9 protein-coding genes and 1 pseudogene are annotated in these 13,140 nt (G+C 72.2%); 5 read left to right on the plus strand and 5 right to left on the minus strand.

Annotated features, from left to right (window positions below):
- Window positions 1-60: 60 nt before the first annotated feature.
- Window positions 61-1,332, plus strand: a complete 1,272-nt coding sequence (locus tag VKZ81_RS14765; RefSeq protein ID WP_324242119.1) for an SLC13 family permease — start codon at window positions 61-63, stop codon at window positions 1,330-1,332.
- Window positions 1,333-1,337: 5 nt separating this feature from the next.
- Here the strand turns inward: VKZ81_RS14765 and VKZ81_RS14770 are convergent, their stop codons facing one another.
- Complete coding sequence (locus tag VKZ81_RS14770) at window positions 1,338-2,189, minus strand: IclR family transcriptional regulator (RefSeq protein ID WP_324242120.1); 852 nt, start codon at window positions 2,187-2,189, stop codon at window positions 1,338-1,340.
- A 39-nt stretch (window positions 2,190-2,228) separates the two neighbouring features.
- Between VKZ81_RS14770 and VKZ81_RS14775 the strand changes: the two genes are divergently transcribed.
- From VKZ81_RS14775 to VKZ81_RS14785, 3 genes and pseudogenes are all read left to right on the plus strand, one after another.
- Window positions 2,229-3,344 (plus strand): CoA transferase, encoded by a 1,116-nt coding sequence (locus tag VKZ81_RS14775; RefSeq protein WP_324242121.1) that lies wholly within the window; start codon window positions 2,229-2,231, stop codon window positions 3,342-3,344.
- A gap of 218 nt (window positions 3,345-3,562) precedes the next feature.
- A pseudogene (locus VKZ81_RS14780) lies at window positions 3,563-4,348 on the plus strand (SGNH/GDSL hydrolase family protein).
- Between the two features lie 221 nt (window positions 4,349-4,569).
- A complete protein-coding gene (locus VKZ81_RS14785) occupies window positions 4,570-5,877 on the plus strand; it encodes an MFS transporter (protein WP_324242122.1) in 1,308 nt (435 codons plus the stop codon).
- Window positions 5,878-5,954: 77 nt separating this feature from the next.
- Here the strand turns inward: VKZ81_RS14785 and oxc are convergent, their stop codons facing one another.
- Entirely contained in the window at window positions 5,955-7,685 is a 1,731-nt protein-coding gene (oxc, locus tag VKZ81_RS14790) for an oxalyl-CoA decarboxylase (RefSeq protein ID WP_324242123.1), read from the minus strand.
- 192 nt (window positions 7,686-7,877) lie between these two features.
- Between oxc and VKZ81_RS14795 the strand changes: the two genes are divergently transcribed.
- Complete coding sequence (locus tag VKZ81_RS14795) at window positions 7,878-9,767, plus strand: FAD-dependent monooxygenase (protein WP_324242124.1); 1,890 nt, start codon at window positions 7,878-7,880, stop codon at window positions 9,765-9,767.
- Between the two features lie 438 nt (window positions 9,768-10,205).
- Here VKZ81_RS14795 and VKZ81_RS14800 read toward each other — a convergent pair whose 3' ends face one another.
- The 3 genes from VKZ81_RS14800 to VKZ81_RS14810 all read right to left on the minus strand — a co-directional run bounded on the left by VKZ81_RS14800 (window position 10,206) and on the right by VKZ81_RS14810 (window position 13,097).
- A complete protein-coding gene (locus VKZ81_RS14800) occupies window positions 10,206-11,009 on the minus strand; it encodes an alpha/beta fold hydrolase (protein ID WP_324242125.1) in 804 nt (267 codons plus the stop codon).
- A 20-nt stretch (window positions 11,010-11,029) separates the two neighbouring features.
- Complete coding sequence (locus tag VKZ81_RS14805; RefSeq protein WP_324242126.1) at window positions 11,030-12,100, minus strand: NADH:flavin oxidoreductase/NADH oxidase; 1,071 nt, start codon at window positions 12,098-12,100, stop codon at window positions 11,030-11,032.
- A gap of 202 nt (window positions 12,101-12,302) precedes the next feature.
- Window positions 12,303-13,097 (minus strand): IclR family transcriptional regulator, encoded by a 795-nt coding sequence (locus tag VKZ81_RS14810; protein WP_324242127.1) that lies wholly within the window; start codon window positions 13,095-13,097, stop codon window positions 12,303-12,305.
- Window positions 13,098-13,140 lie beyond the last annotated feature (43 nt).

The following is a 13,140-nucleotide window of genomic DNA, read 5'->3' on the forward strand; positions in this document are numbered from 1 at the left end:
CCGTCCGGGAGGAGCGGCACCCCACCGGGTGCCGCTCCTCTCCTCGTGGAAGGGACCCGGATGGGACCGCAGATCCTCTCGATCGTCGCGCTCGTCGCGATGTTCGTCCTCGCGACCACGCTCGACATCAACCTGGGCGTTCTCGGCTTCATCGCCGCGTTCACCGTCGGCACGTGGGTGCTCGGCCTCGACACCGAGGCGATCCTCGCCGGGTTCCCGGGCGGTCTGTTCGTGCTGCTCGTCGGGCTCACGTACCTGTTCGCCCTGGCCGCGGCCAACGGCACGGTCGACCTGATCGTGCACTGGGCGATCTGCCTCGTCCGCGGCCGCGCCGCCCTCGTCCCGTGGGTGTTGTTCGGCCTCGCAGCGCTGCTGTGCGCGATGGGCGCCGTCTACGCGGTGGCGATCGTCGCGCCGCTGGCCATGCCGCTCGCCCGCCGGTACCGGATCGACCCGCTCCTCGCGGGCGCGATGGTGGTGCACGGCGCGCTCGCCGGCTTCTTCTCCCCGGTCAACCCCATCGGCGGGTTCCTCGCCGGCCTGTTCGCGCGGGAGGGGCTGGCGTTCGAGCCCTTGGCGCTGCTGCTCACCTCGTTCGGGATCAACCTCGCGATCGCCGCGCTGCTCTTCGCCCTGCTCGGCCGTCGGTGGACCGAGCCGCCGGACCCGGACGAACCCGGTCCGGGTGGCGGGGAAGCGTCCGTGGCGGTCCGCACCTCGCACGCCGCGAGGGTGCGGCCCGACCAAGCCGTCACCCTGATCGGCGTCGGCGTGCTCGGGTTGGGCACCGTCGCACTCGGGATCGACGTCGGGTTCCTCGCCATGTGCGTGGCCGGCGTGGTCACGCTGGCCTGCCGGGGCGGTCACCGCGAGGCGGTCGGCGCGATCAGCTGGTCCACGGTCCTGCTGGTGTGCGGGGTGATCACCTATCTCGGCGTGGTGCAGGAGGCGGGCACGATCGACCTCCTCGGCGGGCGCATCGCGGGCATCGGCGCGCCGCTGGTCGCCGCCCTGCTGCTGTGCTACCTGGGCGGGGTCGCCTCGGCCTTCGCCTCGTCGATCGCGATCCTCGGCGTCGTCGTCCCGCTGGCCGTGCCGTTCCTGCAACAGGGCGACGTGGCGGTGGTCGGGATGGCCGCCGCGTTGGCCGTGTCCGCCACCGTCGTGGACGTCAGCCCGTTCTCCACCTACGGGGCGCTCGTCCTCGCCAGCACGGCGCCCGAGCAGCGCCCGGCGCTGTACCGGAGGCTGTTGCGCTACAGCGTCCTGCTCATCGCCGTCGGGCCGCTGCTGGCCTGGGCCACGCTCGTGGTGCCCGGGTGGGGACGATGATCCGCTCAAGCCCTGCGGCGCCGCTCCAACGCGACCACGTCGTCGAGGGTGGCGTGCGGGGCGGCCTCGGCGGACGCGCCCAGCTGCCGCGACACCGCGCCGCCCGTGTTGATCATCTGGCTGACGACGACGGGCAGCCGGTCGTCGGACAGCCGTCCTCGTGGCGCTGAAACGTGGACCGCTGCGACGACGGTTCCGTCTCGATCGACGATGGGCGTGGCCAGCCCGATGATGCCCTCCACGCTCTCGCCGTCGGAGACGCTGTAGCCGCGGTCGCGGATCGCCGCGTACTCGGCGCGCAGCTCGTCGCGCTTGACCAGCGTGAACGGTGTGAACTGCTCGAGCCGCGACGAGCTGAGCACCTTCGTCTCCAGCTCGGGGTCGAATGCGGCCATCAGCTTGCCGACCGCCGATCCGTGCAGCGGGCGCCCGCCGCCGAGTTCGATCACCACCGACAACAGCTGCGACGCCTCGTACCGATCCGCGTATACGACCTCGTCCCCGGTCCGCACGGCCAGGTAGACGTTCTCGTTGATCTCCTCGGAAAGGGCCCGCAGGTGCGGCCGCGCCACGGGTCGCAACTGCACCGACTCCGAGATCGACAGACCGAGCGCCACCGCGCGAGGACCGAGCGCGTAGACCCTGGGGCCGGCGAGTCGCACGGCGCCGATCTCGACGAGGGCCTGCAGCAGGTCGTGGGTGCTGCTCATCGGAAGCGACAGGTCAGCGGCGAGGCGGCTCAGGCTGCGTCCCTCGTGGTGATGGGCGAGATAGCCGAGCACGGCGAGCGCCCGATCCAACCGAGCGGGGTTCACGGCGACCTCCGGGAGACCACAGCTGATGTCGAGATCACGCACCCTACTACGCATCTTCGAAGATTGGAGGAAATAGCGAGCATGGATCTCGAGCCCCCCGTCGATCGACCGCTCTCGGGTCTTGTCGTCGTCGACGCCACAACAGAGTTGGGTTGGTACCCCGGCAAGGTGTTCTCCGATCTCGGCGCTGAGATCGTCGTTCTCGAATCAGAGGACGCAGATGCGGAAGACTGCCCGATCGTGTGGCCGGTGGGCGGCCGGTCGGCGCGCGATGTGTTCGCGGGGGTCGCCGGGCGCCGCCGCTGCGGTGACCGCGACGCGGCTCTCGCCGCCGCCGACATCCTGCTCACCAGTGAAGGTCCGCGCCGTTTGCGGGAGCGCGGGCTGCACCCCGACGACCTCGCCGCCTTCCCCCGGCTGATCCACGTGGCGATGAGCCCCTTCGGACTGGACGGACCGTACGCCGACCGGCCGGCGTCCGATCTCACCCTGCTGGCGGCGGGAGGGCTGCTCCGCCTCGCGGGCGAGCCCGGTCGTGCGCCGGTCCGCGTCGCGGGCGAGCAGACCGCGGTGATGGTGGGCCTGCACGCCGCGGTCGGTGCGCTGATCGCGGTGCTCGCGCGCGAGGAGACCGGCCGGGGGCAGATCGTCGACGCCTCGGCGCAACAGGCCGTCGCGCATTCGTTGGAGAACGCGATCCAGTACCTCGACCTCGAGGGCGTCGTGCGCGGCCGGACGGCAGGCACCGCGACGGAGGTCGGCAACGGCTTGTTCCGCTGCGCCGACGGCTGGGTCTACCTCGTCGCGGGGATCGGTGGCGCCCCGCTGGCGTGGGACGGGCTCGTGGCGTGGCTGGAGGCCGATGGGCTCCCCGCTGCCCGGGTGACCGAACTCCGGGAGGATCGCTGGACCGATCCGGCGTGGCGGCGCACCCACGCGGCCGCCCACGCGTTCCGCGAAGTGTTCGAGTCCTTCGCGGCGAACAGGCCGAAGCTGCAGTTGTACGAGCGCGCTCAGGCGCACGGCGTGAGCCTCGCCCCGGTCGCGACGCCGCAGGACCTGCTGGCGAGCCCTCAGCTCGCCGCGCGCGCGTTCTTCCGCACCGTCGAGATCGACGGGCAGCCGGTTGTCGTGCCCGGGCCGCCCTACCGGTTCGAGGAGCCCGTTGCGGCGCTGCCGGGGGCGGCTCCGAGTTGACAACGCGTGCGCCGACGACGTGATCCGTGCGCGATGGGGCGGTCGCCCAACCGTGCCCGTGCTGTGCCGATGGCGCGCTGAGGCTGAGCGGCGTTGGTGACGGGTGACCGGCCCTCGGCGAGGGCCACGCCGCCCGTGGGCCTCCGGACTTCATGAGGATCACGCGCGCGATCTCGTACACCACATCCGCGGAACGACGTGTGTCGCACGGAGGTGGCGTGGTGCAGACCCGGTACGTCGCGATCGGGGACAGCTAGACCGAGGGCGTCGGCGATCCGGACGGCGCCGGCGGTTGGCGCGGGTTCGCCGACCGCCTCGCCGAGAAGATCGCCGCCTCGACGCCGGATCTGCACCACGCGAACCTGGCGGTGCGGGGCGAGCTCGCCCAGCAGGTCCGGGACGAGCAGCTCGCCGACGCGCTCGCGCTGCGGCCGGATCTGGTCACCGTCGTGGCCGGCATGAACGACCTCGTCCGCCCGTCGTTCTCGGTCGCCGCCGTCGGTGGGTGCCTCGACGAGATGTTCTCGGCGCTCACCGCGTCGGGAGCGCGGGTCGCCACGCTGACGTTCCCCGACCTGCCGCGGCTCAGCCCGGTCCTGCGCCCGCTGCGGCGCCGCGTGCTCGAGCTGAACGCGAGCATCCGCGCCTCCGCCGCCCGCCACGGGGTCGCCCTCGTCGACACCTTCGGGCACCCGGTGACCACGGACCCGCGCCTGTGGTGCCCCGACCGCATCCACGCGAGCCCGCTGGGGCACGCCCGGATCGCGGCGGCGTTCGCCGAAGCCCTCCGCCTCCCGGGCAGCGATGACAGCTGGTCACGACCGCTGCCCGGGGTCGGGTACCGCGGCGTCGGGCGCAGGGCCGCGGGCGACCTGCGCTGGCTGGCCACGGTCGTGGGGCCCTGGGCCTACCGGCGGCTGCGCGGCCGTTCCACGGGCGACCACCGGGTCGCCAAGCGGCCGCGGCTGCTGCCCGTCACCCCACCGGCGGGCGAGTCGGCCTGACCGGCACCGCGGACGAGGTGCCCGCAGGCGCGTGTTGACAACGCGTGCGCGCCGAAGTGATTCTTTCACGAGGAAATGCACTCTTCGGAGCGGAGAACTGCCTGACGTCACCGGGGCTCCGGTCCGACGGGCTGTCGAGATCCAGGCCGTACCGTCTTGATCGGGTGCTGGTCCACGGGTGCACCGGCCCGTCGGACGTCCGGCGCCGCTCTGGAGGTCGCATGAACACAAGGCTCGTCGTCGTCGCGATCTGCAGCGCGGCGATCATCGTCGACGGGTACGACCTGATCGTCTACGGCACGGTCGTGCCGACCCTCGTCGACGGGTCCGCCGGGTGGGTCCTCGGGCCGGCCGAAGCGGGCCGGATCGGCGCCTACGCCCTCATCGGCATGCTGATCGGGGCGATGCTGATCGGCACGATCACCGACCTCGTCGGGCGCAGGCGGGTCATGCTCGGGTGTATCGCGTGGTTCTCGACCGCGATGGCGCTGGCGGCGGCCGCGCCGACGGTGGAGCTGTTCGGGTTCGCGCGGTTCGTCGCGGGCCTCGGCCTGGGCGGCGTCGTGCCGACCGCCATCGCGCTCACGATCGAGTACGCCCACCCGCGCCACCGCAGCACCACCAACGCCATCATGTTCTCCGGCTACTCGATCGGTGGGATCGTCGCGTCGCTCACCGCGATAGCCGCGATTCCCGCGCTGGGCTGGCGGTCGATGTTCTGGATCGGCGCGGTGCTCGGCTGGCTGCTGCTGCCGGTGGCGTGGCGGCTGTTGCCGGAGTCGGCGAACTACCTGCTCGCCCGGGGCCGGGAAGCGGAAGCTGCTGAGCTCGCCGCCCGCTACGACCTGGTCCTGGAGAAGGCGCCGGAACGTTCCGGCACGGGGCCGGTCGCCGCGTTCGCGTCGCTCTTCGCCCGGCAGTTCCTCCGGGGGACCCTCGTGTTCTGGCTCGGCACGGGGGTGGGGTTGCTGCTCGTGTACGGGCTGAACACCTGGCTCGCGCAGATCATGCGCGAGGCGGGCTACCCGTTGGGGTCGGCGCTGGCGTTCCTGCTGGTGCTGAACTTCGGTGCGATCCTGGGCACGCCCCTGCTGGGCGTCGTCGCCGACCGGATCGGGTCGAAGCCGGTGACCGCGGGCATGTTCGCGGTGGCGGCCCTGTGCATCTTCCTGATGAGCATCCCGCTTCCGAGCGTGCTGCTGTTCGCCCTCGTGGCGATCGCCGGCGCGTGCACGATCGGCACGACCGTGCTCGTCAACGCCTACACCGCGAACTTCTACCCGGCGCACATGCGTGCGACCGGGCTGGGGTGGGCATTGGGCGTCGGACGCCTCGGCGCCATCTGCGGGCCGATCTACGGCGGCGCCGTCATGGCCTCGGGGTGGGGGCTGGAGGCGAACTTCTACGCCTTCGCCCTCCCCGCGGTGCTCGGTGCGCTGGCGATGCTGGTGGTACCCGGCGGCCGAGAGGCGATCGAGGCCGGACCGCCCCTGGCGGACCGCTCGAACCTCCGCTCCCGACGCTCCTAGCCGCCGTCATGGAGCCGGGCGGCCCTCCTCGTCGAGGAGGACCGCCCGTCCGTCGGCTACCGGAAGCGCCGCTGCGGTCAGCCCTTGGCGCCGAGCCCTTTCGGGTTGAGGTGCTTGATGTTGCCCGACTCCGTGCCGTCGGCCGGGTCGATGATGCAGTCGATCAGGGCGGGTTTGCCCTCCGCCAACGCCTTGCGCAGCGCCGCGTCGACCTCGTCGGGCGTGGTGGCCCGGTAGCCGGTGCCGCCGAACGCCTGCATGAGCACGTCGTGGCGGGCGCGCAGGTAGGTCGGCGCCGGGTCGCCCGACGGCGAGGCCTCGTCGCCGCGGTAGACGCCGCTGTTGTTGAGCACGACGGTGATCACGGGCAGGTCGTAGCGCGTGATGACCTCGGTCTCCATGCCGGAGAAGCCGAACGCCGAGTCGCCTTCGACCGCGATCACCGGCCGGCCCGTCTCCACCGCGGCCGCGATGGCGTAGCCCATGCCGATGCCCATCACGCCCCAGGTCCCCGAGTCCAGCCGGTGGCGCGGCACGGTCATCGGGATGGTGTTGCGCGTGAGGTCGAGGGCGTTGGCGCCCTCGTTCACGAGGTACACCTCCGGGTGCTCGGCGTAGACGTCGCGGATGGCCTGGAGCGCGCCGAGGAACGTCATCGGGTGCGCGGTCTTCGCCGCTTCCAGCCGCTTGGCCATCTTCGCCACGTTCGCCGCGGACTTCTCCGCCAGCTTCTCGCGCCAGGCGGTGGGCGGCGCGATCTGCCCGGGTTTCGTGCGTTCCACCAGGGCCTCCATCACCGAGCCGATGTCGCCGACGAGCGGGGCGGCGATCGGCTGGTTCGAGTCCATCTCGTTCGCCGCGATGTCGACCTGGATGAACGTCGCGTTCGGGTCCCACTGCGGTGCGTCCCCGTGCCCCAGGAGCCAGTTCAGCCGCGCCCCGACCAGGAGCACGACGTCGGCCTCCTTCAGCGCCAACGACCGCGCGGTGGCCGCGGACTGCGGGTGGTCGTCGGGGAGCAGTCCCTTGGCCATCGACATCGGGATGTACGGGATCCCGGTCGACTCCACGAACTGCCGGATCGGCTCCTCGGCCCGGGCGTACGCCGCACCCTTGCCGAGCACGATCAGCGGACGCTGCGCCCCGGCCAGCAGCTCGACGGCCCGGTCGACGGCCGCGGCGTCGGGGAGCTGCTTGGGTGCCGGGTCCACCACCTTCCAGAGCGAGTTCTGGCCCTTCTCCTTCGCGATGATCTCCCCGAGCACCGCCGCCGGGATGTCCAGGTAGACCCCGCCGGGGCGACCGCTCACCGCCGTGCGGATCGCGCGCGCGATGCCGCGTCCGATGTCCTCGGCCCGCGACACCCGGTAGGCCGCCTTGCAGAGTTGCTTGGCGACCGCCAGCTGGTCCATCTCCTCGTAGTCGCCGCGCTGCAGGTCCACGATGTGGCGCTCGCTCGACCCCGAGATCTGGACCATGGGGAAGCAGTTGGTGGTGGCGTTGGCCAGCCCGACCAGGCCGTTGAGGAAGCCCGGTGCGGACACCGTCAGGCAGATCCCCGGCTTCTGGGTCAAGAACCCGGCCGCCGCTGCTGCGTGCGCGGCGTCGCTTTCGTGCCGGAACCCGATGTAGCGGATGCCGGACGCCTGGGCCAGGCGCGCCAGGTCGGTGATGGGGATGCCCACCACGCCGTAGATCGTCTCGACCCCGTTCAGCTTCAGCGCGTCGACGACCAGGTGGATCCCGTCCGTCAGAGCAGGCGTTTCCTCGCCCTCGACGTGCGCGGCTGCTGCGGCCGTCTCTGTCATGGCCGGCTCCTCCCCGGTTGTGCCGTTCTCGTTGACTGTATGCAGTACACCACAACGGCTGCGGGCGCCAGGGGGGAGATGTCCGACACACCCGCAGTCAGGCGAAATGATGTTCTGGCAGGAAGAACACGGCTTTCCTTCCAAGAGAAGCGGCGCAGAATGCGGGCAGGCGCAAGACGAGGAGCCGACTGCATGCAGTTCTACGTCGACGGCTACGAGCCGGGGGACCCGCTGGTCCGCCACCCGCACCCGTCGGTGCTCGAACGCGGGCCGGGTCTGCCGGAGACCGCGGACGTGGTGATCATCGGTAGCGGCCCGGCGGGGCTCGTGCTCGCGGCCCAGCTGGCGGAGTTCCCGCAGCTGCGCACGGTGGTGGTGGAGCGGCGCGACGGGCCGCTGGCGGTGGGGCAGGCCGACGGGGTGGCGTGCCGCACGGTGGAGATGTTCGAGGCGTTCGGGCTGGCGGACCGGTTGATCAGGGAGGGCTACCAGGTCAACGAGGTCACGTTCTGGCGGCCCGACCCGCAGGACAGCTCGTCGATCGTGCGCACCGGCCGGATCGACGACGTGGAAGAGGGCATCTCCGAGATGCCGCACATGATCGTCAACCAGGCGCGGATGCTCGCCTACCTGCGCGACCACATGGCACGTTCGGCGGCTCGGGCCGAGCCGTTCTACGGGTTGCAGGCCACCGACGTGCGGGTCGACCCCGATCCGGCGGTGGAGTACCCGGTGACGGTCACCCTGCAGCACGTCGAGGGGGGAGAGCCGACCGGCCGGACGGCGACGATCCGCGCCCGGTACGCCGTGGGCTGCGACGGCGCCCGCAGCCGGACCCGGGAGGCGATCGGGCTGCGCCTGCGCGGGGACACCACGCACCAGTCGTGGGGTGTGATGGACGTGCTCGCCGTGACCGACTTCCCCGACATCCGGCTGAAGTCGGCGATCACGTCCGAGCAGGGCAGCTTGCTGGTCATCCCGCGCGAGGGCGGCTACCTGGTCCGGCTCTACATCGAGCTGGACAACGAGCGCGACGCCGAGATGCTGCGGGAGCGCAGCGTCACCCCCGAGAAGCTCGCCGCCGTGGCCAACCGGATCCTGCACCCGTACACGATCGAGGTGAAGGACGTCGGCTGGTGGACCGTGTACGAGATCGCCCAGCGGCTGTGCGACCGGTTCGACGACGCGGCCGACGGGGAGCGGGAGCCGCGGGTGTTCATCGCCGGGGACGCCTGCCACACGCACAGCGCGAAGGCGGGCCAGGGGATGAACGTGTCCATGGCCGACGCGTGGAACCTCGGGTGGAAGCTCGGCACGGTCCTGCGCGGCACCTCTCGGCCGGAGATCCTGCGCACCTACTCCACGGAACGGCAGGCGGTCGCGCAGCGGCTGATCGATTTCGACCGCGAGTTCGCGGCGATGTTCAGCAACCGGGAGGCCGAGCCGGAGAAGTTCCAGCGCTACTTCCGCGAGCAGGGCCGCTACACCGCGGGCGTCGCGGTGCGGTACGGGCCGTCGGTGCTGGTGGGGGAGCCGGTGCACCAGCACCTGGCCGAGGGCTTCCCGGTCGGGATGCGCTTCCACTCCGCGCCGGTCGTCCGGATGGCCGACGCCAAGCCGATGCACCTCGGGCACGTCGCCCGCGCCGACGGTGCGTGGCGGCTCTACGCGTTCGCCGACCGGGCCCATCCGGCGGACGCGGGCTCGCGGCTGCGCGCGCTGTGCGACGAGCTGCCCGACGTGCTCGCCCGGTTCACCCCGCCCGGGGCGGCCCCGGACTCGGTGATCGACGTCCGCGCGGTCCTGCAGCAGGGCCACCGGGAGGTGAGCGTCGCCGACCTGCCGGCGGTGCTGCTGCCGCGCAAGGGGCGGTTCGGGCTCGTCGACTACGAGAAGGTCTTCTGCCCCCATCCCGAGCAGGACCTGTTCGACCTGCGCCAGGTGGACCGCGACCGCGGCTGCCTCGTGGTCGTGCGACCCGACCAGTACGTGGCGCAGGTGCTGCCGCTGGACGCGCGCGACGAGCTCGTCGACCTCCTCGCGGGCGTGCTGGTGGAGCAGCTCCAACCGGCAGCCCTGTGATCGCTCCAGGACGCTGAGCGGCAGGTCTGCCGCCGGGAGATAGGGGTGCGGTCGTCGGGCGAGGCGGCAGCCGGTGCCGACCATGATCGGCTATGACGACCAGTGCGGGGGCGCCGGCTGCGACCGCGCCGCCGGGCGAGGACGTCGCGTTGTGGGCGGCGGTACGCGACGGTGACGCCGAGGCGATCGCCGAGCTGTACCACCGCCACGTCGACCAGGTGGGGCACCTCGCGCTCGACCGGCTCCCCGACGGCGGCCGCCGCTGGACATCCTCTCCGCGCATTCCAGATCACGTGGCGGCGCCGCCGCGACGTGCAGCTCGCCGCGGGTTTTCGTGCGCGCCCGGCTGCTCGCGGTCGCGGGCAACGAGGCTGCTGCGCAGCAGCTGAGGGGGCAGCGACCCGACGTCGGGGGAGCGGGGGCGGATCGTTCACCGACCTATTCGGGCACGATGCCGGCGAGCAGGTCGGCCGTGCCTCGCGGCGACTCGACGGGGAAGTGGTGGGTGCCGAGGTCGACCGGCACGATGCGGATGCGGTCGCCGTAGCGGTCGACCGCTTCCTGCGCGAGGATCTCGCGCACCGCGAACAGCGTGATCGGCTGCCGGACGTCGCGCAGCGCGGCGTCCATGTCCCAGTGCACGAGGCCTTCGATCGAGCGCAGTCCGGCGGGCTGCCGCACGGCGACCATCTTCTCGAAGTAGGCGTTCGTCAGCGCCGGGTCCGTGCCCGCGGGCGACCCCGACTCGACCATTGCCCGCGTCGCGGCGGCGAAGTCGTCGTGGAACGGCTTCAGGAACGCGTCGGTCCGCACTTCGTCCTGTGCGGGGAACAGCCCCAGGTAGTGCAGGGCGTCGAGGGCGACCACGTGCGAGACCACGTCGGGCAGCAGCCGGGCGACCTCGACGGCCACCGCCCCGCCGAGGGAGTGGCCGGCGACGACGCAGCTCTCGACCGACTCGGCGTCGAGCACGGCTGCCACGTCGCGGGCGAACTCCTCCATCGTCCAGACGTCCCGGGCCGAGCGGGACTCGCCGTGCTCGGCCAGGTCGACCGCGAGGACGCGCAGGTGGGACGGCAGGTGGTCGGTGACCGCGTCGAAATCGGTGCGGTTGCAGCCCCAGCCGTGGACGAGCGCGAGGACCGGCCCGCCGGCCGGGCCGCTGATCGTGTAGCGGATCGTCGTGTCGTGCGGCCGCCGGACCTCGCGGTTCGTGGCGGTCCGGGTGTTCGTCGACGCCATCGCAGGGTTCCTCCTGTGTCTCAGAGCGCGCGGTGGTACTGCGCCGGCCACGCGGCGGGGTCGCTGGGGCGGTTGCGCAGCGCGAGGTAGGGATCGCGGAGCAAGGGGCGGCCGACCAGCACGGCGTCCGCCGTGCCCGCGTCGATCACGTCGTGGGCGAGCTGCAGGTCGACGATCTGACCGACGGGGGCGACCGCCAGCCCGGACGCCTCGCGGAGCGCGCTCGCGAACCCGACGTTCACGCCGTTCCGCGCCGGCGGGCGGGCCTGCAGGTCACGCACCAGGACGCCCGAGGTGACGTCGAGCAGGTCGACGCCGACGGCCGCCAGCTCCTTGGCGAAGGTCGCCGCCTCCTCGAGGGTGATGCCGCCCTCGACCCAGTCGGTGGCGGTGATGCGCACGAACACCGGCTTGTGCGCGGGGAAGGCCTCCCGGACGGCGCGCGCCACCCGCAGCGGGAAGCGCATCCGGTTCTGCAGGCTCCCGCCGTGCTCGTCCGTGCGACGGTTCGCCAGCGGGGACAGGAACTGGTGCAGGAGGTACCCGTGCGAGGCGTGGATCTCGACCACCTCGTACCCCGCGAGGTCGGACATGCGGGCCGCGTGGGCGAACGCGGCGACGACCTCGTCGAGGTCGGCGAGGCCGGCCTCGCGGGGAGGGGTGAGGTCGCCGAACGGGATCGGCGAGGGCGCGATCAGCTCCCAGCCGCCGTCGGCCACGCTCACCGGGCTGTTCTGCCCTTCGCCCACCCAAGGGCGCTGGTGGGATCCCTTGCGTCCGGCGGCCAGCAACTGGATTCCCGGGACGGAGCCCTGGTCGGCGATGAACGACGTCAGGCGGCGGTGCGCCAGCGCCTGCTCCTCGGTCCAGATGCCGAGGTCGGCCGCGGTGGTCCGGTGCGACGGCCCGACCGCCGTGGACTCGACCACGATCAGGCCTGCCCCGCCGACGGCACGAGCGCCGTAGTGGACGACGTGCCAGTCGGTCGGCATCCCGTCGGTTCCGGCGGCGTACTGCGCCATGGGGGACATCCACACGCGGTTGGGGAACGTGGTGCCCCGTAGCTGCAGTGGGGTCATCTCGCTGGGCACGGACGAGCTCTCTTTCTCGCGATCGTCGACGGCGGCGGGTGGTCGGGGGCGACGTGCGCGGCAGGCCACGCGATCGATGCGCACGACATCCGGCGTCCCGCCGCCGGAGGAATCATGCTGCCATACGATACACACGTACCGGAATGTGGCACGCGATCAGGACGTGCCGATCTCCGGCACGGGGATGGAGGGTGGGCGGTCGTCAGGAAGCGGCGAGGAGCCGGCTGATCTCGTCCGCGGCCGCGACCACCAGCGGCGCCAGGGTCTTCTCGCGGGAGCGGTCGTAGCGCGTCTGCGGCACGGCCAGCGTGACCCCCGCGATGGGCTGCCCGGCCGCGTTCGTGATGGCCGCGGCGATCGACGCCACGTGGGGCCGGTACCAGGATGACGAGCCGTGCAGCGCGTACCCGCGCTTCGCGGTCTGCGCGATCTCCGCCCGCAGCTCGTCGGGGTCGGGCACGGGCGCGTTCGCGAACTCCGTGAGGTCGCGCTCCAGCAGCTCGTCGACCTCGGCCTGCTCGAGGCGCGCCATGATCGCCAGACCGGCGGAGGTCGCGCGCAGCGGCACGCGTGAGCCGATCTCCTGGACCACGCGGACGACCTGCGTGGTGTCTTCACGCGCGACGATGACGTACTCCTCGCCGTCGCGCAGGCCGAGCAGGACGGTCTCGTCCGTCTCGGCGGCGAGGCGCTTGACGACCGGACCCGCCACCGCGCGGAGGTCCTGCTCGCCGGCGCTGCGCAGCCCGAGCGTCAGGGCTTTCATCGTCACGCCCCACCGCGCGCGCTCGGGGTCGACGACCTTCAGCCAGCCCGCCTGCTGGAGCGTCACCAGGCACCGCTGGACGGAGCTTTTCGGGATGCCGGTGACGCGGGCCAGGTCGGACACGCCGATCGGCTGCCGCAGGGCGACTTCCTCGAAGACCCGGAGCGTGCTGAGCACGCTGTTCATCGACCGGACGCCGCTCGCCGGCTTCTCCGGCAGACCTGTGCTCATCAGGCCGCGACCGTATCACTCCGCGCCCCAGCCGTTCCTCATC

Origin of the sequence: Pseudonocardia sp. (genome assembly GCF_035305885.1) — a bacterium.
Taxonomy (GTDB): Bacteria; Actinomycetota; Actinomycetes; order Mycobacteriales; family Pseudonocardiaceae; genus Pseudonocardia.